At 72.6% G+C, this 22129-nt stretch carries 19 protein-coding genes; 6 read left to right on the plus strand and 13 right to left on the minus strand.

The genetic code is table 11. From position 1 onward, the window contains the following. Window positions 1-128 precede the first annotated feature (128 nt). On the minus strand, window positions 129-560 hold the full coding sequence (locus ACQUSR_RS06205; protein WP_431041529.1) for a nuclear transport factor 2 family protein: 432 nt from the start codon (window positions 558-560) through the stop codon (window positions 129-131). 143 nt (window positions 561-703) lie between these two features. Here ACQUSR_RS06205 and ACQUSR_RS06210 point away from each other — a divergent pair, with 143 nt between their 5' ends. Beyond that, window positions 704-1273, plus strand: coding sequence for a PadR family transcriptional regulator (locus ACQUSR_RS06210; protein ID WP_431041530.1), 570 nt, complete (start codon window positions 704-706; stop codon window positions 1271-1273). Then, window positions 1260-2075: an SGNH/GDSL hydrolase family protein gene (locus tag ACQUSR_RS06215; RefSeq protein ID WP_431041531.1), complete on the plus strand. Its 816-nt coding sequence runs from the start codon at window positions 1260-1262 to the stop codon at window positions 2073-2075. The genes ACQUSR_RS06210 and ACQUSR_RS06215 overlap by 14 nt, the downstream gene beginning before the upstream one ends. On the opposite strand, the gene ACQUSR_RS06220 is transcribed toward ACQUSR_RS06215, so the two are convergent. Together ACQUSR_RS06220 and ggt are read right to left on the minus strand one after the other, a co-directional pair. Further along, window positions 2052-3653, minus strand: a complete 1602-nt coding sequence (locus ACQUSR_RS06220) for a hypothetical protein (RefSeq protein ID WP_431041532.1) — start codon at window positions 3651-3653, stop codon at window positions 2052-2054. The two genes, ACQUSR_RS06215 and ACQUSR_RS06220, sit on opposite strands and share 24 nt — an antisense overlap. 260 nt (window positions 3654-3913) lie before the next feature. Beyond that, on the minus strand, window positions 3914-5842 hold the full coding sequence (gene ggt / locus ACQUSR_RS06225; RefSeq protein ID WP_431041533.1) for a gamma-glutamyltransferase: 1929 nt from the start codon (window positions 5840-5842) through the stop codon (window positions 3914-3916). A gap of 242 nt (window positions 5843-6084) precedes the next feature. Between ggt and ACQUSR_RS06230 the strand changes: the two genes are divergently transcribed. The 3 genes from ACQUSR_RS06230 (at window position 6085) to ACQUSR_RS06240 (ending at window position 9489) form a co-directional block, all read left to right on the plus strand. Beyond that, the gene (locus ACQUSR_RS06230) at window positions 6085-6831 is read left to right on the plus strand and encodes a hypothetical protein (protein WP_431041534.1); all 747 of its coding nucleotides are present in this window, start codon (window positions 6085-6087) and stop codon (window positions 6829-6831) included. A 211-nt stretch (window positions 6832-7042) separates the two neighbouring features. Next, the gene (locus ACQUSR_RS06235; protein WP_431041535.1) at window positions 7043-8647 is read left to right on the plus strand and encodes a CocE/NonD family hydrolase; all 1605 of its coding nucleotides are present in this window, start codon (window positions 7043-7045) and stop codon (window positions 8645-8647) included. Window positions 8648-8847: 200 nt separating this feature from the next. After that, window positions 8848-9489 carry an HAD family acid phosphatase gene (locus tag ACQUSR_RS06240; protein ID WP_431041536.1) on the plus strand — a complete coding sequence of 214 codons (642 nt, stop codon included), beginning with the start codon at window positions 8848-8850 and terminating at the stop codon, window positions 9487-9489. A gap of 32 nt (window positions 9490-9521) precedes the next feature. On the opposite strand, the gene ACQUSR_RS06245 is transcribed toward ACQUSR_RS06240, so the two are convergent. Together ACQUSR_RS06245 and ACQUSR_RS06250 are read right to left on the minus strand one after the other, a co-directional pair. Next, window positions 9522-10091 carry a GNAT family N-acetyltransferase gene (locus ACQUSR_RS06245; RefSeq protein ID WP_431041537.1) on the minus strand — a complete coding sequence of 190 codons (570 nt, stop codon included), beginning with the start codon at window positions 10089-10091 and terminating at the stop codon, window positions 9522-9524. A 65-nt stretch (window positions 10092-10156) separates the two neighbouring features. Beyond that, a complete protein-coding gene (locus ACQUSR_RS06250) occupies window positions 10157-12010 on the minus strand; it encodes a glycoside hydrolase family 9 protein (protein WP_431041538.1) in 1854 nt (617 codons plus the stop codon). 218 nt (window positions 12011-12228) lie between these two features. On the opposite strand from ACQUSR_RS06250, the gene ACQUSR_RS06255 reads away from it, so the two are divergent. After that, a complete protein-coding gene (locus tag ACQUSR_RS06255) occupies window positions 12229-15375 on the plus strand; it encodes a glycoside hydrolase family 2 TIM barrel-domain containing protein (protein WP_431041539.1) in 3147 nt (1048 codons plus the stop codon). Window positions 15376-15380: 5 nt separating this feature from the next. On the opposite strand, the gene ACQUSR_RS06260 is transcribed toward ACQUSR_RS06255, so the two are convergent. The 8 genes from ACQUSR_RS06260 to pcaC all read right to left on the minus strand — a co-directional run bounded on the left by ACQUSR_RS06260 (window position 15381) and on the right by pcaC (window position 22123). Then, complete coding sequence (locus ACQUSR_RS06260) at window positions 15381-16241, minus strand: amino acid ABC transporter permease (protein ID WP_431041540.1); 861 nt, start codon at window positions 16239-16241, stop codon at window positions 15381-15383. Continuing rightward, window positions 16238-16882, minus strand: a complete 645-nt coding sequence (locus ACQUSR_RS06265; protein WP_431041541.1) for an amino acid ABC transporter permease — start codon at window positions 16880-16882, stop codon at window positions 16238-16240. The genes ACQUSR_RS06260 and ACQUSR_RS06265 overlap by 4 nt, the downstream gene beginning before the upstream one ends. A gap of 17 nt (window positions 16883-16899) precedes the next feature. Beyond that, the gene (locus tag ACQUSR_RS06270; RefSeq protein WP_431041542.1) at window positions 16900-17838 is read right to left on the minus strand and encodes a glutamate ABC transporter substrate-binding protein; all 939 of its coding nucleotides are present in this window, start codon (window positions 17836-17838) and stop codon (window positions 16900-16902) included. Between the two features lie 17 nt (window positions 17839-17855). Then, entirely contained in the window at window positions 17856-18599 is a 744-nt protein-coding gene (locus tag ACQUSR_RS06275) for an amino acid ABC transporter ATP-binding protein (RefSeq protein WP_431041543.1), read from the minus strand. Between the two features lie 154 nt (window positions 18600-18753). Continuing rightward, window positions 18754-19203, minus strand: coding sequence for a DUF6278 family protein (locus ACQUSR_RS06280; RefSeq protein WP_431041544.1), 450 nt, complete (start codon window positions 19201-19203; stop codon window positions 18754-18756). An 83-nt stretch (window positions 19204-19286) separates the two neighbouring features. Further along, window positions 19287-20084: an exodeoxyribonuclease III gene (locus ACQUSR_RS06285; protein ID WP_431041545.1), complete on the minus strand. Its 798-nt coding sequence runs from the start codon at window positions 20082-20084 to the stop codon at window positions 19287-19289. A 30-nt stretch (window positions 20085-20114) separates the two neighbouring features. Then, a complete protein-coding gene (locus ACQUSR_RS06290) occupies window positions 20115-20759 on the minus strand; it encodes an MBL fold metallo-hydrolase (protein ID WP_431041546.1) in 645 nt (214 codons plus the stop codon). Window positions 20760-20824: 65 nt separating this feature from the next. Then, window positions 20825-22123 carry a 4-carboxymuconolactone decarboxylase gene (gene pcaC / locus ACQUSR_RS06295; RefSeq protein WP_431041547.1) on the minus strand — a complete coding sequence of 433 codons (1299 nt, stop codon included), beginning with the start codon at window positions 22121-22123 and terminating at the stop codon, window positions 20825-20827. Window positions 22124-22129: the final 6 nt, after the last annotated feature.

A 22129-nucleotide genomic window follows, 5' to 3' on the forward strand; every position in this document is an offset into this window, starting at 1 on the left:
TGACAAGACCGCCCGCGTTAAGCAACGAAGCCGATCACGTTTCCGGCAGCGCGTCTCGCGCCGCGCGCCCCGGGGCGCCCCGGTGGGCGATCGCGGGCCCGCGGGCGATCGGCGGGCCCGTTCCGTTGCTAGCGATCGGCCGGGGCGGGCACCAGCCCGTCGGCGACCAGGCCGGCGAGGACCGCCTCACCCAGGGCGTGCACCGCCGACTGCGGCCGCACCATCACCGTGAACTCCTTGATCCTGCCCGACTCGTCGAAGTGCAGCAGGTCGATGCCGTGGATCTGCTTCCCGTTGACGGCGGCCCGGAACAGCAGGGCGGCCGACGGGGCCTCGGAGCCGTCGGCGCCGGTCTCGGCCACGCCGTCGAAGTACCCGACGTAGCGGAACCCCTCGAAGGTGCGCAGCAGCACGCCGAAGAGGCCCAGCACCATCGGCCTGCCCTCGAAGGGCGTGAACTTCACTGGGCTGTAGAAGCGGATGTCCTCCGTGAACAGGTCCTCCAGGGCGGCGAGGTCGCGGCCTTCGACGGCGGCACGGAAGCGGTCTGCGGTCCCCATGACTCCTCGACTCCTCCTCGATGTGTACTACTCAAGAATCTGACTAGTCACTTTCTTGAGTAGTACCATGAGGGTCGGCCCGGCGGACAGAGACGGGACGGCCCGGCGGGCAGAGACGGCACAGAGGCGAGGAGGCACCGGCGATGGCGTTGCGGCACGCCGTGCTGGCGGCACTGCTGGACGAGCAGCTCAGCGGATACCAGCTGGCCAAGGCGTTCGACATGGGTGTGGCGAACTTCTGGCACGCCCTGCCCCAGCAGCTCTACGCCGAGCTGGCCAGGCTGGAGGGGGAAGGGCTGGTGGCGGGGCGGGAGGTGGTCCAGGACACCCGTCCCAACAAGCGCGTCTTCAGGGTCACCGAGGCCGGCCTCGCCGAGCTGGAGCGGTTCGCGTCCACCGCCGCCAAACCGTCCTTCATCCGCGATGACCTGCTCGTCAAGGTCCAGGCCGTCGACCATGTCGACACCGACGAGGTGATCGCGCACCTCATGGAGCGGGCCGCCTTCGCCGAAGCCAAGATCGAGCTGTTCGACACGCTGCTGCGGCAGATGCGGGGGGACCGGAGCGAGGAGGCGTTCCTGCGCACCGGCGAACGGGTCGGCCCCTACCTCACCTGCCTGCGCGGCCTCGCCTTCGAGCAGGGCAACCGGGACTGGTGCCGCCGCAGCGCCGCGACCCTGCGGGAGAGGCGGGCGGCCCATGCCGGCCGGTGAGTTCGTGCGGTACGTGGCCCTGGGCGACAGCCAGACCGAGGGGCTCGGCGACGGGGACGACACGGTGGGCCTGCGCGGCTGGGCCGACCGCCTGGCCGAGCGGCTCGCGGCGCTCGCCCCCGATGTCCGCTACGCAAACCTGGCCGTACGCGGGCGCGTCGCGGCCCAGGTCCGCGCCGAACAGCTCGGCCCGGCCCTCGCTCTGCGCCCCGATCTGGCCACCGTCGTCGCGGGGGTCAACGACCTGCTCCGGCCGCGATTCGACGCCGACGAGGTGGCCGGCCATCTGGAGGCGATGTTCGCCGAACTCACCGCCCAGGGCGCCCATGTGGCGACCGTGACCTTCCCCGACGCCGCGCGGATCACCCCGCTCGCCCGCCCGATCGGCCCCCGCGTCACCGCCCTCAACCACCGCATCCGCGCGGCGGCCGGCCGGCACGGCGTCACCGTCGCCGAGACCGCCCACCACGCCGTGGTCGGCGATCCCCGGCTGTGGAGCCAGGACCGGCTCCACGCCAGCCCGCTCGGGCACGAACGGATCGCCGCCGCCGTCGCCCACGCCCTGCGGCTGCCCGGCAGCAGCGACGCCTGGACCCGCCCCCTACCGCCCCCGCCCACCCCCGCGCCCACCGGCTGGCGCGCCGCACCCGCCGAGCTGCGCTGGGCCGCGACCTTCCTCGGCCCCTGGCTGGGCAGACGCCTGCGCGGCCGCTCCTCCGGCGAGGGCCGCACGGCCAAGCGCCCGGAGCTGCTTCCCGTCGCGTACGTCGACTCTTCGTCACCCCAGGCCCGCGACGCGTAGCGCGTGGGCCAGGTCGTGGTGTCTTCCGGAGGAGACTTTCCGGGCGGCGGACAGCAGGAGGGGGATCAGTTGATCGGGGGCGTCGGCCGCCGCGTGGGCGGATTCTTCTGGGGTGCGGGCACGGACCAGCGCCTCCAGTAGGAAGTCCGCCTCCGGGGTCTGCCCCGCCGCGCGCAGCGCCATGGCCGTCTGGGCCACCTCGGCGACCGGGCGGGCGACGCTCTGCCGGAGCAGTTGGGCGCAGTCGCGGGCGCGGCCCTGGGCTGTCAGGGCAGCGGCGGCCGCGGCCAGTGCGGCGGGCGGCAGGCAGGCGGCCTCCCACAGCAGGGTCGCGACATCGGCGGCGAGGCCGGCGTGTTCGAGTCGGGCGGCGAGTAACGGCAGGCGCTCGGCGGGCCAGGCGGCGGCCGCGCAGAGCAGCTCGTGCGCCTCGCCGCTTCGGTGTTCCGCCCGCAGCCGCGCGAGCCGGGCCACGGCCTCCTCCGCCGCGTACCGTGCCGCCGCGATCCGCTCCGGGTCGGCGCCGTCGGCCACCGTTCCCGCCCCGTTCGCCGCTGCCGCCGCCGTGGCCGCCTCGGTCGCCTTCGCCGCCTTGCCGCGTCTACGGCGTCCGCCGCCGGGGCCGCCATCACCCGCCGCCCCGGCGAAGCGCGCGCCGCGCGGCGTACCGGCACCTGGCGAGACCGCCTGCGGGACAGGCGGCGGGGCGGTCGCGGTGTCGGTCTCCGCGACCTCGACCCCGGCGAAACGCGCGCCCCGCGGCCGCCGCCGGGCCGGAGCGGATGCGGATGCGCTCGCGGGCGCGAGTGCCGGTTCGCTCGCGGGCATGGGCGCGTGTGCACTCTCGGGCATGGGTGCGTATGCGCTCTCGGGTGCGGGCTCGGTGGCGGGGGCCGGGCGGGCATCCGCCGGGCTCGGCCCCGCCCCGTCCGCGGACTCCGAGGCCCCGCCCCCGTGCGGATCGGCCGCCGCTCCCGGCACCGCGCCGCCCCCGCGCGGATCGTTTACGACTCCCGGTGTTCCACCCCCGCGCGGGTCCGCTGCGGCTGCCGGCACCGCGCCGCCGCGCGGATCAGCCCCGAGCGCGGCCAGGCGGGCCGCCAGTTCCTCGCAGCGGGCCATGGCGCGTTGGCGGTCGTCGCGGGCCCAGGCGAGTTCGGCGGTGAGGCCGGAGGCGGCCTCACCGGGAGGCGTCGTATGCAGCGCCTCCGTCAGGTCCCCCTCGCGCCGGGTCGCGTACCGCTGTTCGCGGACCATCAGCCGCAGCCGGTTGCGGAGGTCCTCGACCGCTCCGGGGCGGGCGTCGTGGGTGGCGACGGCCGCCCGGTACAGGGCCGCGGCCCGGTCGGCCGCCTGGCGGGCGACGTCCGTACCGCACCGGGCGGACAGGTCCTGGAGCAGCGCCCGCACCACGTCCCAGGGCGGCACCTCGTTGCCGTCCAGGCAGGCCCGTATCCCGTCCGGGTCGCGCCGCGCGAACACGCCGTACCAGCCCGCGCCCGGGTCCAGCCGGCCGGTCAGCGCCCGCAGGTACCGTGCGAAATCAGTCTCCGCCGCCGGGAGTTGGCCGTCCACCATCTCCGCTCCTCCCCCGTAGCCGGACGGCCACGGTGCGCAGGCATTGGACCTCGGACGTGTTACAGAACGGGGCACCGCTGTGCTACGGGCGCTTTTCCGGACGCGCACACCAGGACGAATCGCGCCATGTCCGGTTCTTGCCGGTGTGCGCCCTCCTTCAGCGCGTGCGCGCCGTCACCGCGTGCGCGCCCTCATGGAGTGCGCACCCTCATTCAGTGCGTGCGTTCACCGCCTTGTGCACCCTCACCGCGCATACGCCCTCACCGCGCGTCCCCCGCCGGTCGGACCACCATCGCCGAGCCGCCGCCCCGGCGTACCGTCTCCGCCGCCGCCAGCCAGCGGCCGTCGGGCAGGCGCTGCACCCCCGTGGCCGCCCCGATCTCCGGGTTCTGCTTGAACGTGTGCCCCAGCGCCTCCAGTTGGGAGCGGAGCGGGCTGTTCCACAGGCCGGGTTCCAGGTCCGTCGTGGCCGCGTTGCGCTGGCTGGCGCGCGGCGCGGCGATCGCGTCGACCAACGGCAGCCCGCGGTCCAGGTGACCGGTCAGCGTCTGCAGCACGGTGGTGATGATCGTCGAACCGCCGGGCGAGCCGAGCGCGAGGACCGGGCGGCCGTCGTCGAGGACGATCGTGGGCGACATCGAGGAGCGCGGCCGCTTGCCGGGGCCGGGCAGGTTGGGGTCGTGCACGGCCGGGTTGGCGGGGGCGAAGGAGAAGTCGGTCAGCTCGTTGTTGAGCAGGAAGCCGCGGCCGGGCACGGTGATGCCGCTGCCGCCGGTCTGCTCGATGGTGAGGGTGTAGGCGACGACGTTGCCCCACTTGTCGGCGACCGTCAGATGCGTGGTGTTCTCGCCCTCGTAGGTGGTGGGGGCGGCGGTGCCCGAGGCGCCGCAGGCGCCGTTCGGCGCGGCCGGGTCGCCGGGCGCGACCGGGCTGGCCAGCACCGCGTCGTCCTTGATCAGGCACGCGCGGGAGTCCGCGAACCGCTGCGAGAGCAGCCCCCGGGTGGGGACGTCCTCGAACGCCGGGTCGCCGACCCAGCGGCCGCGGTCGGCGAACGCGACCCGGCTCGCCTCGATGTAGCGGTGCAGGTACTGCCGCGCGCTCAGCTTCGACAGGTCGGTGCGCTCGAGGATGTTGAGCGCCTCGGCGACCGTCGTCCCGCCCGAGGAGGAGGGCGCCATGCCGTACACGTCGAGTCCGCGGTATGACGTCCTGGTGGGCGCCTGCCGCTTCGTCTCGTACGCACGCAGGTCCTTCGCCGTCAGGTCACCGGGGCGTACGACGCGGGTGGCGCCGGGGCGTACCGGCGGGTGCTGGACCGTGGTGATGATGTCGCGGCCCAGCTCGCCCTTGTAGACGGCGGCCGCGCCCTTCTTCGCGAGCAGGGCGTAGGTGCGGGCCAGGTCGGGGTTCTTGAAGGTGGAGCCGACCTTGGGCAGGTCGCCGCCGGGCAGGAAGAGTTCGGCGCTGGCCGGGAAGTCGGCGAAGCGGGCCTGGTTGTCGGCGGTCTGCTGGCGGAAGGTGGCGTCGACGGTGAAGCCGTGCCGGGCGAGCCGCTCGGCGGGGCGCAGGACGTGCGCGAGCGAACGGGTGCCCCAGGCGTCGAGGGCGCGGGCCCAGGTCGCCGGGGTGCCGGGGGTGCCGACGCCCAGTCCGCTGGTGACGGCCTGGTCGAACGGGATCGGCTTGCCGTCCGCGCCGAGGAAGAGGTTCCGGTCCGCGCTCAGCGGCGCGGTCTCGCGGCCGTCGATGGTGAACACCTTGCGGTGCTTCGCGTTGTAGTAGACGAAGTATCCGCCGCCGCCGACGCCCGCGGAGTACGGCTCGGTGACGCCGAGCGCGGCGGCGGTCGCCACCGCCGCGTCCACCGCGTTCCCGCCGCGCCGCAGCACCTCGATCCCGGCGGCCGACGCGTCGGGGTCGACGCTGGAGACGGCGCCGCCGTAGCCCGCGGCGACCGGGGTCTTGGGCGGGGTGGCGGTGGCCAAGGCCGACGGTGCCGAGGCTGACGCCTCCGTGACGGACGCAGCCGTGGCGGACGGCGCCGCGGTCGCCGTGGCCGGTACGGCGCCGAGGCCCGCGACCAGCAGGGTCGTCGCGGCGAGTACGGGCAGCCGCCGCCGTGCGGGCACGGGCACCCGCCGTGCGAGGGCTGCCGTGGGTGCGGTTGCGCGCGCGGCGCGTGCCATGCATACCTCCATATGAACGGCGTGACGACCCGGAGGGCCGGAGAATACTCGCCGCACCACCGGATCCGACAGGGGCGCACTGACACGCGCCCCAGCGCGACCGGGAGTTACGCCCGTACGGGTCCCACTCCCCCCCCCCGCCTGCCGGACCCCGCCGGACCAGCCGCCGAACCACCACCAAACCACCGCCAAACCACCCGCCGCTCGAACGCACACCCGCATCACCGCTACCATGCCCGGCCATGACTGACACCGTGCAGGACCTGATCGCCTCCGCCGCGGCCCTGGTCGTGGGCCTGGCCCTCGGATGGGCCGTGCGGGCCGCCGCCGCGCGCCGGGGCCGGACCCGCGAGCAGCGGTTCTTCGGCCTGCCGGACGGCTCGGAGTGCGTGCTGGTCACCCACCGGGACAGTGCCTCGGCGCACTGGAGCATCCCGCGCCATGACGCGCTGGCGCTCCTGGGCCTCGCGGCGGTCGTGGAGAACTGCGGGGCGCACGCCGAGATAGCGCCGCACGACACCGGATTGCAGGGCTTCGGCGCGCGTACGGAGTTCTGCGTCGGCGATCCGACGGCGCACCGCCGCCTGGCCTCCCACATGGCGAACCTGCTGCCGGGGGTGGCGGTGCATCCGGGCGACGAGACGGGTGCGGACCGCGGCACGCTGACCATCGGCGGCACGGCGTACCGGGCCGAGCCGGGCGCGGTCGAGCATGTGCTGGTGGCCCGGCTGACGGGCGGCGAGGGCGGCCGGCCGGTCTTCCTGGCGGCGGGGCAGCGGCCGGTCACCCACCGCGCGGCGATCCGCCATCTGGTGCGCAACCGGGCCCGGCTGGCGCGCAAGTACGGGGCGGACGGGTCGTTCTGCCTGCTGCTGAAGGTCAGCAACTCCCAGGCGTACGGGCCGGATGTGGTGGAGGTGGTCGCAGACGTCACCAAGACCGCGACGTCCCTCACCCCGCCGTCGCGGCGCGCCGGCAAGGGCGATTGACCCGCGCCGGGCCACGCCCCGCGACGGTTCCTTCACCGGTCCACTCCGCCCCCCGCGACGGATCCGCGGCCGCCGCAACCCGCCCCACCCCCATCGTTACCCAGGCGTAACTTACCGAGCTATTACCCGCGGTAAGTCCTGAGGTTACCGTCAGGTCACATCGCACCGCAGTACCACCATGCCCCCCACGGCATCCATGTCAGGAGCGACAGTGACCCACGCCCGCATACCTCTGCGCGCCACGGCCGCGGCCGCCGTCTCGGCGGCCCTGCTGGCCGGTGCCGCGCTCGGCGTCGCCCCAGCCGCCGCCCAGGCGGCGCCCACCGCCCCGGCCGGCACCCAGGCCCTCTCCGGGGCCACGGTGAAGTTCGTCGACATCCCCGGTGACGGCGGCACCAAGCTGGCCGCCAACGTCTTCACCCCGGGCGACGCGGACGGCAGCCGCCGCTACCCGCTGATCGTGCTGCCCACCAGCTGGGGCATGCCGCAGATCGAATACATCGCCCAGGCCAAGAAGTTGGCCGAGTCCGGATATGTCGTGGTCGGTTACAACGCCCGCGGGTTCTGGCAGTCCGGCGGCGAGATCGAGACGGCCGGGCCGCCGGACATCGCCGACGCGTCCAAGGTCATCGACTGGGCGCTCGCCCACACCCTCGCCGACCCCGATCGCATCGGCATGGGCGGCGTCTCCTACGGCGCCGGGATCAGCCTGCTGGCCTCCGGGTCCGACCCCCGGATCAAGGCCGTCGTGGCGATGAGCGGCTGGGCGGACCTGACCGAGGCCATCTACGGCAACCGCACCCAGCACGTCCAGGCCGGGGCGCTGCTGGGCGGCGCCGGGGCGCTGACCGGCCGCCCGAGCGCCGAACTCAAGGAGATCATGGCGGCGTTCCTCGGCTCGGACCTGTCCAAGGAGCAGCAGATGCTCGCGTGGGGGAAGAAGCGCTCCCCCGCCGCGTACCTCGACCGCATCAACGCGAACGGCGCGGCCATCATGCTGGGCAACGCCTGGGGCGACACGATCTTCCCGCCCAACCAGTACGCCGATTTCTACGAGAAGCTGACCGGGCCCAAGCGCCTGGAGTTCCGGCCCGGCGACCACGCCACCGCCGAGGCCACCGGCCTGTTCGGGCTGCCCAACGACGTGTGGACCAACGCCCACCGCTGGTTCGACCGCTACCTCAAGGGCGACCGCAACGGCATCGACCGCGAGCGGCCGGTGCAGCTGAAGTCCCGTACCGGCGACGGCTACGAGGGCTATCCGAGCTGGTCGGCCGTGCCGGCCGGCCAGCGCCGCGTTCCGCTCGACGGCACCCGGCGGATCACCGCGAACGTCGACTCCGGCGCCAACGGAGGCGTGGTCATGCTCTCAGGCGCCCTCGACCAGTTCCTCAAGCTGCCGCCGATGGCCTCGATCCCGCTGCTGCCGCGCGCCTTCGCCGCCGTCTGGCAGAGCGAGCGGTACGCCACCGAGCAGCGCGTGCGCGGCGCGGCGACGCTGCACACCACCGTCACCAGCGACAAGGCCGACGGGACCGCGGTCGCCTACCTCTACGACGTGGGCCCACTGGGTATCGGCAAGCTCGTCACCAACGCGCCGTTCACCTTCCACGACAAGGTGCCGGGGCAGCCGTTCGGGGTGGACCTGGAGCTGTTCGCCACGGCCTACGACGTCCCGGCCGGGCACCGGCTCGCCGTGGTCGTGGACACCGTGGACCCGCTGTACGCCGAGCACAACCCGGCGGGCGCGCACCTGACGTTCTCCTCGCCGCAGGACGACCCGTCGTATCTGTCGGTGCCGCTGCGCGACCGCTGAGGCGCGTCCACGCGACCACTTGAGGCGCGTCAACGCGACCGCTGAGACGCCTCCAGCGGACGCGCCACGGGTGAGGTGGGAAGTCGCCACTGATCGGCCACTCCCACGTCGCGCCCTGTTCACCGACTGTCGTGACCATGATCGGAGTGACGAGGGTCCCCACTACCCCCGCCACATCAATGAGAGTGAGGGATACGAAGATGACTGGACGCGGTGTGCGTCACCGGATAGGCGCGGTCTCGGTTGTGCTGGCCCTGGGGCTCGGGGGAACGGCCACGGCCTCGGCGGCCGCGGCCCCGGCCTCCGCCCCGGCCCTGAGCACGACGGCGGCGCGAGCCACGGCGGACGTCGACTACGCCACCTGGCAGCGCGACGTACAGGCCGTCATCGACGAAGCCATCCCCTACATCGAGGAGCGCACGGCCAACGCCCACGGGCAGAAGCTCGCCCTCGTCTTCGACGTCGACAACACGACGCTGGAGACGGACTTCCACCCCTGGTACCAGCTGCCCACCCCCGCGCTCAAGCCCTCCCTGGAACTGGCCCGCTACGCCAAGTCCCGGGGCGTCGACATCATCTTCGTCACCGCGCGCCCGGGCATCATCCACAGCCTCACCAAGTGGAACCTCGAGTCCGAGGGCTACCCGGTCAGCGCCGTCCACGTACGCGACCTGCCGGACCTGTTCGAAGAGGTCAGCGCCTACAAGACCGGCAAGCGGGCGGAGATCGAGGAGCAGGGCTACACGATCATCGGCAACGTGGGCAACCGCGAGACCGACCTCGTCGGCGGCCACGCCGAGCGCACCTTCAAGCTGCCGGACTACAACGGCCAGCTGTCCTGACCGACGGGCACGCGCCGGACGGGCAGAAACGTTCAGCCCGTCCGGCGCGCCCGCTTGCCCGCCCGCCACTGGGGCGCGAGCACCGACCAGATCTCCTCGTCGTGCCGCCGCCCCCGGTACAGGTAGCTCTCCCGCAGCACGCCGTCCCTCGTCATCCCCAGCCGCCGGGCCACGGCGATGCTGGGCGCGTTCCCGGCCGAGACCCACCACTCCACGCGGTGGATGCCCCGCTCCTCGACGGCCCAGTCGATGATCACCCGCACGGCCCGGGTCACCAGCCCCCTGCCCACCGCCGACGGCTCCAGCCAGCACCCCGCCTCGGCGGTGCCCTGCGCGACGTCCATCGTCCGGAAGATGACCGCGCCGACCAGCGTGCCGTCCGCCCAGATGCCGTGGATCCGCCCGGCATCGGCCGCGGCCTTCTCCGCGTACGCCTGGAGGAACGCCCGGCTCGACTCCAGGTCCGTGACGACGTCGGGCAGGGCGTTGTGCTGCCCGATGAACTCCCGCCCTCGGTCGATGTGCGCCAGGAACTCCTCGGCCCGCCACGGCTCGAGCGGGCGCAGCTCCGCGCCGTCGTCGCCCAGGGATATCGCGTACATCGTCACCTTCCACGGCCGGAGTCAGCGCACACTGCGAGGCGATCTTCGCACGGGCGGCGGCTGTCCTACCCCTGCTCGGCGGCGAAGGCCGCGAGCCAGGCCAGTGGGGCGTTCCAGTTGATGGTCACCTCGTTGGTGGAGTACGAGTGGAGGTCGTCGATGTAGCAGGCGGCCGGTGCGCAGCCCTTGAGCCTGTCCTCGGCGACCGGGTCCTGGAGCGCGGCGTTGGGGCCGCCCGCGAGGGATCCGGCGGGCGGGTGGGGCAGTGCGGCGTCGGCCTGGCGGGCCCAGAACCGGTGGTGCTGGTTCCGCGCGAACCGATCGCCGTAGCCGGTGACGTAGGACAGGTCGAGGGTGTTACGGCCCAGCAGGTAGTCCAGTGACTCCAACACGCCGGTGCGGTAGCGCGGTTGGGCGGTGAGTTCATACGCGGCCGCCATCACGATCGCGTTGTTGGCCACCTGGCTGTTGGAGCCCCATACGTACGCGTCCTTGGGGAGGGGCACGGCGTAGCCCTGGCCGGCCATCGTCGCCAGGTGTGTGTCGGCGGCGGTGGCCACGGAGTCGCGCAGCCGCGCGGCGTCGTCCGCCGGCAGGGCGCTCGGGGCGGTGGCCAGGGTGAGCCGGCCGAGCGCCGCGGTGTCGGCCCAGCCGAAGCCGGACGCCGTGAGGGCGTCGGCCGACGTGTGCCAGGGGGAGGACGTGACGGCGTCGCGGTAGGCAGGCATGCCGGTGGTGGCGTACAACTCGCTTGCCGCCCAGTAGAACTCGTCGCTCACCTCGTCGTCACCGTAGGCGCCGCCGCCGGTGCTGTCCGAGTCCGGGGCGAACATGTCCGGGTTGGCTCGGGCGGCCTTCCATGCGCGCTGCGAGGCGCCAAGGCAGCGGGCGGCGTAGACGGGGTCGTATGGGGCGTAGACCCTGGCGCACTGCGCGGTGACGGCCGCCAGATTGAGCGTGGCCGCCGTGGAGGGCCGGTGGAGTTCGCGCGGCTGGTCGTCCTGGTCCGGAAGCATGGGGATGCCGGTCCAGGCGGCGTCGTGGATCTTGTGGAAGGCCATGCCCGCGTGCGGCCTGCCCCGGGGTACCTGCATGCGCATCAGGAAATCGATCTCCCATCGCGCCTCGTCCAGGATGTCGGGCACGCGGTTGCCGCGTTCGGGGATGGCCAGGGTGGAGTCGCCGAGCGCGTCACCGGTGCCGGCGCGCCGCGCGCGCTCGAAGGAGTTCACCAGCAGCCAGACGGAGATGCCGCCGTTGACCACGTACTTGCCGTGGTCTCCCGCGTCGTACCAGCCGCCCCTGACATCGCGCGGGTAGTCGCAGACGCCCTGCTGGCAGGGGACGCGGACATCGCCCCGGTTCGGCGCGGCCCCGAGGTGCCCGGCGGGGCGCGCGTACTCCTGGCCGACCAGCGACGCCTCGATGGGGATACCGCTGCGCTGGTGGTAGAAGAAGGCCAGCGCGTCGGAGCGCAGGCTGCCGTAGAGGCCGGCGCGGATGTCGAAGGGATGGCTGCGCCCCCCGTCGACGGTGAGCGTGTATCCGGTGCCGGTACCGGTGTACGAGGAGAAGTCCAGCAGGTGCGCCGGGTCCCGGGACGCGGTGTCGGTGCCGTGCGCCGTGGTGGCGCCCGAGGCGACCACCGCGCCGGAGGAGTCGCGCAACTGCCAGGCCAGCGGCCGCTCGGCCGAGCTGACCACCGTGGCCCGCTTCGGCCCGTCCGGCAGATAGCCGAGCTGGTTGACCCGCACCGGGGTGGCCGCCGCCGGGTGGCCTTCGCCGCGCGCCCCCGTCGCGGCGGGCGAGCCCGCCGCCTCGGTGGGAGCGGCCGCCGGCCCCGCGCAGAGCAGGGCCGAGGACAGAAGTGCTGTCAACGCTCTCTTCCAGGAGCGCGGGAGCGCCGTGAACGCGGGCATGGCAGACCTTTCGCCACGAGGAAACAGGGTGCCGGCATACGGAATCTGAGAGCGCTCTCACCACCGAGAGAGTGACATGGGCCCATGGGGCGGTCAATGGTGCCGTGACAGATGGGACTTGTGTGCGACTCTTGACGCGCCCCTGTGAGATTCCGTCAGAATCTGTTGTTCTTAAGGCGCTTTCTGAATGTTCATGTTCGCTCTACGAGGGGAACCCCATGCCCGTCACCCGCAGAGCATTGCTGATCGCCGGTACGGCCGGGCCGGCCGTCGGTGCGCTCGCCGCCACCGGGGCCCAGGCCGCCGCGGGAGCGCAGGCCGCCACCGGGGCGCAGGCCGCGGACCACTCGCGGCAGCCCGGGCGCCGGACCGTCGAGCTGACCGACGGCTGGCGCTTCGCGCTCGTCAATCCGGGTGGGATCACCGATCCGACCGGCGCGTACGCCGACGCCGCCGGGACCGGCTACGACGACTCGGACTGGCGGATGGTCGCCGTACCGCACGACTGGAGCATCGAGCTCACGCCCACCACCGAGCACGGCACCAGCGCGGGCACCGGGTTCCTGCCCGGCGGACTCGGCTGGTATCGCAAGAGGTTCACGGTGCCGCGGGAGTACGCGGGCAAGCGGATCTCCGTCGAGTTCGACGGCGTCTACATGGACGCGAACGTCTACTGCAACGGCGAGCTCGTCGGCAACCATCCCTACGGCTACACCGGGTTCGCGCTGGACCTCACCGACCTGCTGCGCACCGACGGCACCACGGCCAACGTGCTCGCCGTCGAGGTCCGCAACCAACTGCCCAGCAGCCGCTGGTACTCGGGCAGCGGGATCTACCGGCACGCCCGGCTCGTCGTCACCGAGCCGGTCCACGTCCAGCGCTGGGGCACCTTCGTGACCACGCCGGACCTGGCCGCCGAGCTGGAGTCCGGACGCGCGACCGTGCGCGCGCGGACCACCGTCGTCAACGCGTCCGGCGGCGAGCGGGCCGTCACGGTGCTCTCCACGGTCAAGGACCCCGAAGGCCGCACCGTGGCCACCACGGAATCCACGCTCACCGTCGGCGCGGACGCTCGCACCGCCACTCACGAAATGACCGTCGCCACACCGCGGTTGTGGTCCTTCGCGACACCACGGCTCTACACCCTGGAGACCGAGCTCCGGGTGGACGGCGAGACCACCGACACCCACCGCACGCCCTTCGGCTTCCGGTACACCGCCTTCGACCCCGACCGCGGCTTCTCCCTCAACGGCGAGTACGCCAAGATCCAGGGTGTCGACCTGCACCACGACCAGGGCGCGCTGGGCGCGGCCGTCAACGCCGACGCCCTGCTGCGGCAGATGACCATCATGAAGAGCATGGGCGTCAACGCCCTGCGCACCTCGCACAATCCGCCCGCTCCCGAACTGATCGCGATCTGCGAGAAGCTCGGCGTCATCATGCTGGTCGAGGCGTTCGACTGCTGGCGGACCGGCAAGAACCGATACGACTACGGGCGCTTCTTCGACGCGCACTGCGAGGCCGACGTCGCCGAGATGGTGCTCGCCGCGCGCAACTCACCCGCGGTCGTCATGTGGTCCATCGGCAACGAGATCCCCGACTCGACCAGTACGGCGGGGCTGGCGATGGCCGAGCGGATCATCGACGGCGTCAAGGCGCTGGACACCACCCGGCCGGTGGTCATCGGCTCCGACAAGTACCGCACCCCGCCCGCCCCCGGCTCCGCGGCGGACCGCATGCTCGCCAAGCTGGACGGGCTCGGCCTGAACTACAACTCGGCGGCGTCGGTGGATGCCCTGCACGCCCGCTACCCGCACCTGTTCCTCTTCGAGTCCGAGTCGTCGTCCGAGACCTCGACACGGGGGGCGTACCAGGAGCCGCGGCACCTCAACACCGGCGAGAACCACACCCCCGGCAGGCGCGCGACCTCCAGTTACGACAACAACCTCGCCTCGTGGACATACAGCGGCGAGTACGGGCTGAAGAAGGACCGCGACCGGAGGTTCTTCGCCGGGCAGTTCCTCTGGTCCGGCATCGACTACATCGGCGAGCCGACGCCGTACGAGGTGTTCCCGGTGAAGGCGTCCTTCTTCGGCGCGGTCGACACCGCCGGGTTCCCCAAGGACATGTACCACCTGTTCCGCAGCCAGTGGACGAGCCAGCCCATGGTGCATCTGCTGCCCATGGACTGGACGGACCACGAGGAGGGCGCGGACGTCGAGGTGTGGGCGTACGCGAACGTCGAGACCGTGGAGCTGTTCCTCAACGGCAGGTCCCTCGGCGTGCGGTCCTTCGACGTGAAGAAGACCACCGACGGGCGCCGGTATCTGGAGACCACGGAACCCACCGGTGACGACAAGACGGTCGCCTCGGGGCCGTACCCCGGCAGCTACACCAGCCCCAACGGCAGTGCGGGCAAGCTCCATCTGACGTGGACGGTGCCGTATCAGCCCGGCGAGCTGAAGGCGGTGGCCAGGCGGGACGGCCAGGTGGTCGCCACCGACGTGCTGCGGACCGCCGGCACGCCGCACGCCGTGCGCCTCACCCCCGACCGCGAGGCCGTCGAGGCGGACGGCCGGTCGCTGTGCTTCGTGACGGCCGAGGTCGTCGACTCCCGCGGCACGGTGGTGCCCGGCGCGGACCACCTGATCGCCTTCGAGGTCAAGGGGGGCCGGCTGGCGGGCGTCGACAACGGGCGCCAGGAGAGCGCCGAGCGCTACCAGGCGAGTACCCGCACCGCCTACCACGGCAAGGCCCTCGCCATCGTCCGCTCGGACACCGCGCCCGGCTCGCTCACGGTCACGGCCCGCGCGAAGGGCCTGCGTACGGGCAGCGCCGCCATCCGTGCCACCGGACGGGGCTCCGGCCCGGTCACCCCGGTGACGCCCTTCGCACCGGACCCGGGCCCGGGCGCCCCGTCGTATCCGCTCGCCGACGCGAGCTACTCGGGCGCGGCGGACACCCTGCCCGCCGCGATGCTGGACGGCGACCCGGCCACCGGCTGGTCCAACGCGTTCCAGAAGGCCGCGACGGCGCTGCTTCCGGCGTTCGACGGCGCCCGGCCGGCCGACTGGGTGTCGGTGGCGTGGGAGCGGCCGCGGCGGCTCAGCCGGGTCGAGGTCTCCTTCACCCTCGACGCGACGCACACGCTGCCCGCGTCGATCGAGGTCTCGGCGTGGAACGGCACGCGGTACGTTCCCGTGCGGGGCGCGTCCGTCACATGGGGCGGCGCGTCGGACGGCCCCACGGTCGTCACCTTCGATGCGGTACGGGCGTCACGGGTACGGCTCGACATGACAAGCCGCCACCCGGGGGCGCCCGAGGGCGCCCTGCGCATCAGCACGCTCGCCGTGCCCACCGGCTGACGGGGCTACGGCTGCGGTCCGCCCGGGAGCAGGGTGCCTGGTTCCGGGCGGGCCACCTCCACCGCCTCGGTCTTCACGCTGCGCCGCTGCCGCTTGGCGACCCAGTTGGCGAACCACGACAGCAGCATGCACATCCCGATGTAGATCGGCGAGATGACCAGGACGACCGGGATGAACGGCAGGTCGTAGTCGAGGTTGCTGGCGATCAGCTTGCCGGCGTGCAGGAACTCCTCGTAGGTGATGAGGAAGCCGAGCGAGGTGTCCTTCAGCGTCACCACGAGCTGGCTGATGACCGCCGGCAGCATCGCGCGCACGCCTTGCGGCACCAGGATGTACGTCATGACCTGCGTCTTGCGCATGCCGAGCGAGTACGCCGCCTCCCGCTGCCCGCGCTCGACCGAGTTGATGCCCGCGCGGAACACCTCGGCGAGCACCGAGCCGTTGTAGAGGGTCAGTCCGGCGACCAGGGCGGGCAGCGGCTTCACCTCCAGCGCGACGAAGACGAAGAAGATCATCACCAGGACGGGCATCGCCCGGAAGAACTCCACCACCAGCGTCGAGACCCAGCGCACCACGCGGAAGTCCGACAGGCGTCCGGTGGCCAGCACGGCGCCCAGCGCGAGCGCCAGACCTGCGGCGATCGCAAAGGCCTTGAGGGTGTTGCCCAGCCCCTCCAGGAGCAGCTCCTGGATGCCCTCGTACTGGAAGGGCCGCCACTTGACGGCCTCGAACTGGCCGGTGTCGACCAGCCGGTAGACGATCCAGGCGACGATCCCGATGATCGCCGCGGTCGACGCGAGGCCGTAGGTGAGGTGGCGGCGCCGGGTTCTGGGGCCGGGGACGTCGTAGAGGGCGGTGGTGGTCATCGGGCGACTCCCCAGTACTTCTCCAGGAGGTTGAAGATCAGGCTGATGGTGAGGGTGACGATCAGGTAGCCGGCGGCGATCCAGACGAAGGACCAGATGATGCTGTAGCCCAGCTCGTTGAGCGGCCGGTAGACGCCCAGCAGCTCGGTGACGCTGAAGGACCCGGCGATGGCGGAGTTCTTGGCCAGCGCGATCAGCGTCGAGCCGATGGGTGGGATGACCGACCGGAACGCCTGCGGGAGGACGACCGTGCCGAGCGTCTGCTCGAAGGTCATCCCGAGGCTGCGGGCCGCCTCGCCCTGCCCGACCGGCACCGTGTTGATGCCCGAGCGCACCGCCTCGCAGATGAACGCGGAGGTGTAGCAGCCCAGCGCCAGCACGGCGAAGGTGGTGAAGGGCAGCTGGACGCCGAAGCGCGGCAGGCCCAGCAGCACCGCGAAGAACAGCAGGGTCAGCGGGGTGTTGCGCAGTACGTTGACCCAGGTGGCGCCGATCACCCGCAGCGAGCCGACCGGCGCGACGCGGAAGGCGGCCATGAGGATGCCGAGGCCGAGGGCGAGCAGGGACGCGTAGCCCGTCAGCTCCACGGTGCCCAGCAGGCCGTCGCCGTAGAGCGACCAGTTCTCGGTGAGTGTGTCCATGGCGGCGTCGGTCCTCCTCAGTCGGCCGGATAGCGGTCGATGGGCGGCGGTTTCGGGGCGGGCACCCCGGACAGGCCGAGCGTGGCCTCGTACGCCCGCTTCCAGTCGCCGTTCTTCTCGTGGGCCGCGATGGCGTCGTCGAGTGCGAAGCGCAGCGCGTTGTCCCCCTTGGGGACGCCGATGCCGTACGGCTCCTCGGAGAAGGGCCTGCCGACGATCTTGAGCTCGTCGGGGACCTTGGCCGCGTAGCCGAGGAGGATGGTGTCGTCCGTGGTGACGGCGGCCACCTGGAGGGTGAGGAGGTTGTCGACGCAGACCGAGTAGGTGTCGTACGCGACGGGGTCGGCGTCGGGGTAGTCGTTCTGGATGCGCTGGAGCGGCGTGGAGCCGGCGGCGGAGCACACCTTCTCGCCGGCTAGATCGTCCGGTCCGTGGATGTCCTTCTCGTCCTTGCGCACCAGCAGGGACTGGCCCGCCAGGTAGTAGGGGCCCGCGAAGCCGACCTGTCGTTTGCGCAGGTCGTTGATGGTGTAGGTGCCCACGTAGTAGTCGATCTGGCCGTTCTGCAGCGCCGTCTCGCGGTTGGCGGAGGCGATGGTGCGGAACCGGATGGTCTTCGGGTCGAAGCCGAGGGAGGCGGACATCATCCTGGCGATCTCGATGTCGAAGCCGGAGTAGCGGCCGGTGGCGGGGTCCTTCTCGCCCAGGTACGGCTGGTCCTCCTTGGCGCCGACCACGAGGTGGCCGCGGCTCTTGGCCTTGCGCCAGGTGCTGGATTCCGGCAGCCGGAAACCGGTGTCCACCTTGTAGACGGGGAGCTTGTCGATCTCCGGGCCCTTGACCGGAGGGCTGCCCTCTTTGCCGCAGGCGACGGCGAGGAGGGCCAGGACCAGGGCGGCGATCGTGCGGCGGGCGCGTGCCTGGAAGCACGGCCGGGGCGGCCTGAGACGTCTCATCGCTGTCACCGGGCCGCTCAGTGCTTGAGGATCTTGGAGAGGAAGTCCTTGGCGCGTTCGCTGCGGGGCGCGGTGAAGAACTCCTCCGGGGGGCGGTCCTCCACGACGGCGCCGTCGGCCATGAACACGACCCGGTTCGCGGCGGAGCGGGCGAAGCCCATCTCGTGGGTGACGACGACCATCGTCATCCCCTCCCGGGCCAGCTGCCGCATGACCTCCAGCACCTCGTTGATCATCTCCGGGTCGAGCGCCGACGTGGGCTCGTCGAAGAGCATGACCTTGGGTTTCATGGCCAGCGCGCGGGCGATCGCGACCCGCTGCTGCTGGCCGCCGGAGAGCTGGGCCGGGTACTTGGGCGCCTGGTCGGCGAGGCCGACGCGGTCCAGCAGCTCGCGGGAGCGCGTTTCGGCCTCCTCCCGCTTGCGCTTGCGGACCTTCATCTGGGCGAGGGCCACGTTCTCCAGCACCGTCTTGTGCGCGAAGAGATTGAAGGACTGGAAGACCATGCCGACGTCGGCGCGGAGCCGGGCGAGCTCCCTGCCCTCCTCGGGCAGCGGCTTGCCGTCGACGGCGATGCTGCCGGACTGGATGGTCTCCAGCCGGTTGATCGCCCGGCACAGGGTCGACTTCCCCGAGCCCGACGGGCCGATGACCACCACGACCTCGCCGCGGTCGACGGTGAGATCGATGTCCCGCAGGACGTGCAGCCTGCCGAAATACTTGTTGACGCCTCGCAGTTCGATCAACGGATCGACGGCCATACGCAGCCCTACCCACTCGTCGCTGTCTCGCGGCTCTCGCGGCTCTCTCGCGGTCAGCGCAAACTATCCGCAGCGAAGTGGGACTTTCCGGGCGACACGCATCCGGGCGCGGAGAACCACCACGACGGGCGGTCCGGCCCCGGGCGGCCGCGCCTCAGCCCTCAGCGACCTCCGCGTAGAGCTGGGACAGCTCGGGCGCGCCGACGGCCGCCCACTGGAGGCCGACCTCCACCACGTCGACCTCGCGTCCGGAGCCGAGCCGGACCAATGGCCGCTCGTCGGGCCACACCTGCCAGCGGGCGCCGGGCACGGTGCGGACCACGACCGTGCCCAGGTACAGGCCCGCGTCGTTGCCCAGCCAGGTCAGCTCGTCGGGATCGTCGGGGTGGTCGCGCCAGCGCGGCTGGAGCTGGTCCAGGGCTTCCAAAGAGGCGGGCGTGTCGTCGAGTTCCACCCCTGCCGACGCGGCGCGGGCGCGCAGCAGTTCGCACTCCGACAGCAACTGGGCCACGCCCTCGGGGTCGCTTTCCTGGGCCACCGCCAGCGCCGTGCCCCGCGCCGCACTGTGCCGCTTGCGCCAGTTGCCCAGGAAAGAGATGTTCATACGGTTCAGGGTCGCACCGCGGCGGCGCACATACCACAGGGCGCGCGGATTCCGGTTGGCCGGGGCCCCGCCCCGGCCCCCGGTCAGCTGAACTGCTCGGTCTCCAGAGCCAGGTCGACCACGACCGGGGCGTGGTCCGAGGCGCCCTTGCCCTTGCGCTCCTCACGGTCGACGTACGCGTCGGTGACGGCCTTGGCGAACGGGGCGTTGCCGTAGACCAGGTCGATGCGCATGCCCCGGTTCTTGGGGAAGCACAGCTGGCGGTAGTCCCAGTACGTGAACGGGTGGTCGTACTTCAGCGGGCGCGGTACGACATCGGAGAGCCCGGCCTCCCGCAGCCCGGCCAGCGCCGCGCGCTCCAGGTCGGTCACATGGGTCGAGCCCTCGAAGACGGAGCGGTCCCAGACGTCCTCGTCCGCGGGCGCCACGTTGTAGTCGCCGAGGACGGCGAACGGGCGCTCCCCGGCCGCGTCCTCGGCGACCGCCGACTTCAGCGCCTGGAACCAGTCCAGCTTGTACGCGTAGTGCGGGTGGCCGATCTCACGGCCGTTCGGCACGTACACCGACCAGACGCGGGCCGGGCCGCAGGTGGCGCTGACGGCGCGCGGCTCCTGGGCGCCTTCGTACGCGGGGCCGCCGGGCAGGCCGGTCACCACGTCCTCCAGGCCGACCTTGGAGATTACCGCGACCCCGTTCCACCGGCCGTCGGCGTTCACCGCCGCCTCGTACCCCAGGGCGCGCAGCGGCTCGTACGGGAAAGCGTCGTCGGCGCACTTGGTCTCCTGTATGCACAGGACATCCGTGCCGGTGGTCTCCAGCCAGGCCAGCAGCCGGGGCAGCCGGGCGGTGATCGAGTTGACGTTCCAGGTGGCGATGCGCATGCCGTCAAACCTACAGGCCGGGTCTGACAGTCACAGGGTGACGCTGTCGCCGGGGGCCAGGCGGGTGTGCTCGGCGCCCGCGATGCCGGGGCCCTCCGGGCCCAGCATCCGGCCGTAGACCTGGTGCGCGACGTCCGTGAGCAGCGCGTCGTGGATGTCGTAGGCGCGGCGCGGGCGGACTTCGCGGATGTAGTCGACGACCTCCGACAGCTTGCTCCACGGGGCCTGTACGGGCAGCAGCAGGGTCTCCACCGGGCGGTCGGGCACGGTGAGGGCGTCGCCGGGGTGGAAGACCGAGCCGTCCACCACGTAGCCGACATTGGTGATCCGCGGGATGTCGGGGTGGATGACCGCGTGCAGCTCGCCGTGCGCCTCGATGTCGAAGCCCGCCGCGGTGAAGGTGTCGCCGGCGCCGACGGTGTGCACCCGGCCGGGGAAGGCGGCGGAGATCCGCCCGGCGACGCTGGCCAGGGTCCAGATCTCGGCCGCCGGGTTGGCCTCCATGGCCGCGCGCAGCCGTCCCTCGTCGAAGTGGTCGAGGTGCTCGTGGGTGACCAGGATCGCGTCGGCGCCGACGGCGGCGTCGGCCTCGGTGAACGCGCCCGGGTCGATGACGAGCACCTGTCCGTCCCGTTCGAGCCGGACGCAGGCGTGGCCCTTCTTGGTCAGCTTCATGATCCCATCCTGCCCTGCGGCACCCCGGCGCGGGGGCGCTCAGCCGGGTGGCGGCACCACCTGGCTCACTCCTCCGGGCGGGTCTCCTCCCGGATGACCCGCTGGGCCACGGCGAAGGCGGAGTTCGCGGCCGGCACCCCGCAGTAGACGCCCGTGTGCAGCAGCACCTCCTTGATCTCGGCGGGGGTGAGCCCGTTGCGCAGCGCGGCGCGGGTGTGGAAGGCCAGTTCGTCGAAGTGGCCGCGGGCGGCGAGGGCGGTGAGCGTGATGACGCTGCGGGTGCGCCGGTCGAGGCCGGGCCGGGACCACACCTCGCCCCAGGCGTAGCGGGTGACGAAGTCCTGGAAGTCCTCGGTGAAGTCGTCGGTGTTGGCGATGGCCCGGTCCACATGGGCGTCGCCGAGTACCTCGCGGCGGACCTTGATGCCGTGGTCGTACGCGTCGGCGCGGGCGTCGGCGGCCGGGTCCGGCTGCCGGGTGGCGGCGGGCTCGACGGGCGGCGCGGCGGGGGCGGCTGGCGGCGCGGGCGCGAGCTGCGGCTTGACGGGGGGCGCGGGGATGGCGGTCATCCCCGTCGCGTGGTCCGGGTTCTGCCAGGAGCCGGAGAAGTGCCGGACCAGCAGGTCGGTGACGGCGGCGGGCTGCTCGATCGGGGCGAGGTGGGAGGCGCCGGGGACCAGGGCGAGCCGGGCGTCCGGTATCCCGGCCACCAGGGTCCGGGCGTCGGCGGCCGGGGTCACCTGGTCGTCGGCGCCGACGAGGACCAGTGCCGGGATCCCGATGCTGCCGAGTCCGGCGCGGATGTCGAAGGCGGCCAGGGCCTCGCAGGCCGCGATGTAGCAGCCGGGGTCGGTGGTGCGCACCATCTGGACGGACCAGTCGACGATGGCGGGCTGGGCGGCGGCGAAGGCGGGGGTGAACCAGCGCTCGGGGGTGGTGCGGGCGATCGGGTCGAGCCCGTTGGTGCGGACGACGACGCCGCGCTGCCGCCATGCGTCGGCGGTCCCGTGGCGCGCGGAGGAGGAGACCAGGGCGAGGGAGCCGACCCGGTGCGGGTGGCGCAGTGCGAGGTCGGCGCCGATGGCGGCGCCGAGCGAGCAGCCGGCGTAGCCGAAGCGGTCCACGCCGAGCTCGTCGAGGGTGGCCAGCAGCCGGTCGGCGAGCTCGGAGACGGCGCTGGCGGGGTGGGCGGGCGAGCCGCCGTGACCGGGCAGGTCGAAGCGGATGACGCGCCAGTGGCGGGACAGCTCGGGGACCTGCCGGTCCCACATGTGCCAGGTGGTGCCCAGGGACGGGCCGAGGATGAGGGCGGGCCCGTCCTCGGGGCCGTCGGTCCGGTACTGGAGGGTCTTGGTCTCGCTCACCCGCCC

It is taken from the genome of Streptomyces sp. P1-3, from assembly GCF_050613155.1.
GTDB lineage: Bacteria > Actinomycetota > Actinomycetes > Streptomycetales > Streptomycetaceae > Streptomyces.

Bases quoted from the DNA above. Each gene is read 5' to 3' on its own strand.
- ACQUSR_RS06205 (WP_431041529.1), bottom strand. From the start codon at position 560: ATGGGGACCGCAGACCGCTTCCGTGCCGCCGTCGAAGGCCGCGACCTC.
- ACQUSR_RS06210 (WP_431041530.1), top strand. From the start codon at position 704: ATGGCGTTGCGGCACGCCGTGCTGGCGGCACTGCTGGACGAGCAGCTC.
- ACQUSR_RS06215 (WP_431041531.1), top strand. From the start codon at position 1,260: ATGCCGGCCGGTGAGTTCGTGCGGTACGTGGCCCTGGGCGACAGCCAG.
- ACQUSR_RS06220 (WP_431041532.1), bottom strand. From the start codon at position 3,653: ATGGTGGACGGCCAACTCCCGGCGGCGGAGACTGATTTCGCACGGTAC.
- ggt (WP_431041533.1), bottom strand. From the start codon at position 5,842: ATGGCACGCGCCGCGCGCGCAACCGCACCCACGGCAGCCCTCGCACGG.
- ACQUSR_RS06230 (WP_431041534.1), top strand. From the start codon at position 6,085: ATGACTGACACCGTGCAGGACCTGATCGCCTCCGCCGCGGCCCTGGTC.
- ACQUSR_RS06240 (WP_431041536.1), top strand. From the start codon at position 8,848: ATGACTGGACGCGGTGTGCGTCACCGGATAGGCGCGGTCTCGGTTGTG.
- ACQUSR_RS06245 (WP_431041537.1), bottom strand. From the start codon at position 10,091: ATGTACGCGATATCCCTGGGCGACGACGGCGCGGAGCTGCGCCCGCTC.
- ACQUSR_RS06250 (WP_431041538.1), bottom strand. From the start codon at position 12,010: ATGCCCGCGTTCACGGCGCTCCCGCGCTCCTGGAAGAGAGCGTTGACA.
- ACQUSR_RS06255 (WP_431041539.1), top strand. From the start codon at position 12,229: ATGCCCGTCACCCGCAGAGCATTGCTGATCGCCGGTACGGCCGGGCCG.
- ACQUSR_RS06260 (WP_431041540.1), bottom strand. From the start codon at position 16,241: ATGACCACCACCGCCCTCTACGACGTCCCCGGCCCCAGAACCCGGCGC.
- ACQUSR_RS06265 (WP_431041541.1), bottom strand. From the start codon at position 16,882: ATGGACACACTCACCGAGAACTGGTCGCTCTACGGCGACGGCCTGCTG.
- ACQUSR_RS06270 (WP_431041542.1), bottom strand. From the start codon at position 17,838: ATGAGACGTCTCAGGCCGCCCCGGCCGTGCTTCCAGGCACGCGCCCGC.
- ACQUSR_RS06275 (WP_431041543.1), bottom strand. From the start codon at position 18,599: ATGGCCGTCGATCCGTTGATCGAACTGCGAGGCGTCAACAAGTATTTC.
- ACQUSR_RS06280 (WP_431041544.1), bottom strand. From the start codon at position 19,203: ATGAACATCTCTTTCCTGGGCAACTGGCGCAAGCGGCACAGTGCGGCG.
- ACQUSR_RS06285 (WP_431041545.1), bottom strand. From the start codon at position 20,084: ATGCGCATCGCCACCTGGAACGTCAACTCGATCACCGCCCGGCTGCCC.
- ACQUSR_RS06290 (WP_431041546.1), bottom strand. From the start codon at position 20,759: ATGAAGCTGACCAAGAAGGGCCACGCCTGCGTCCGGCTCGAACGGGAC.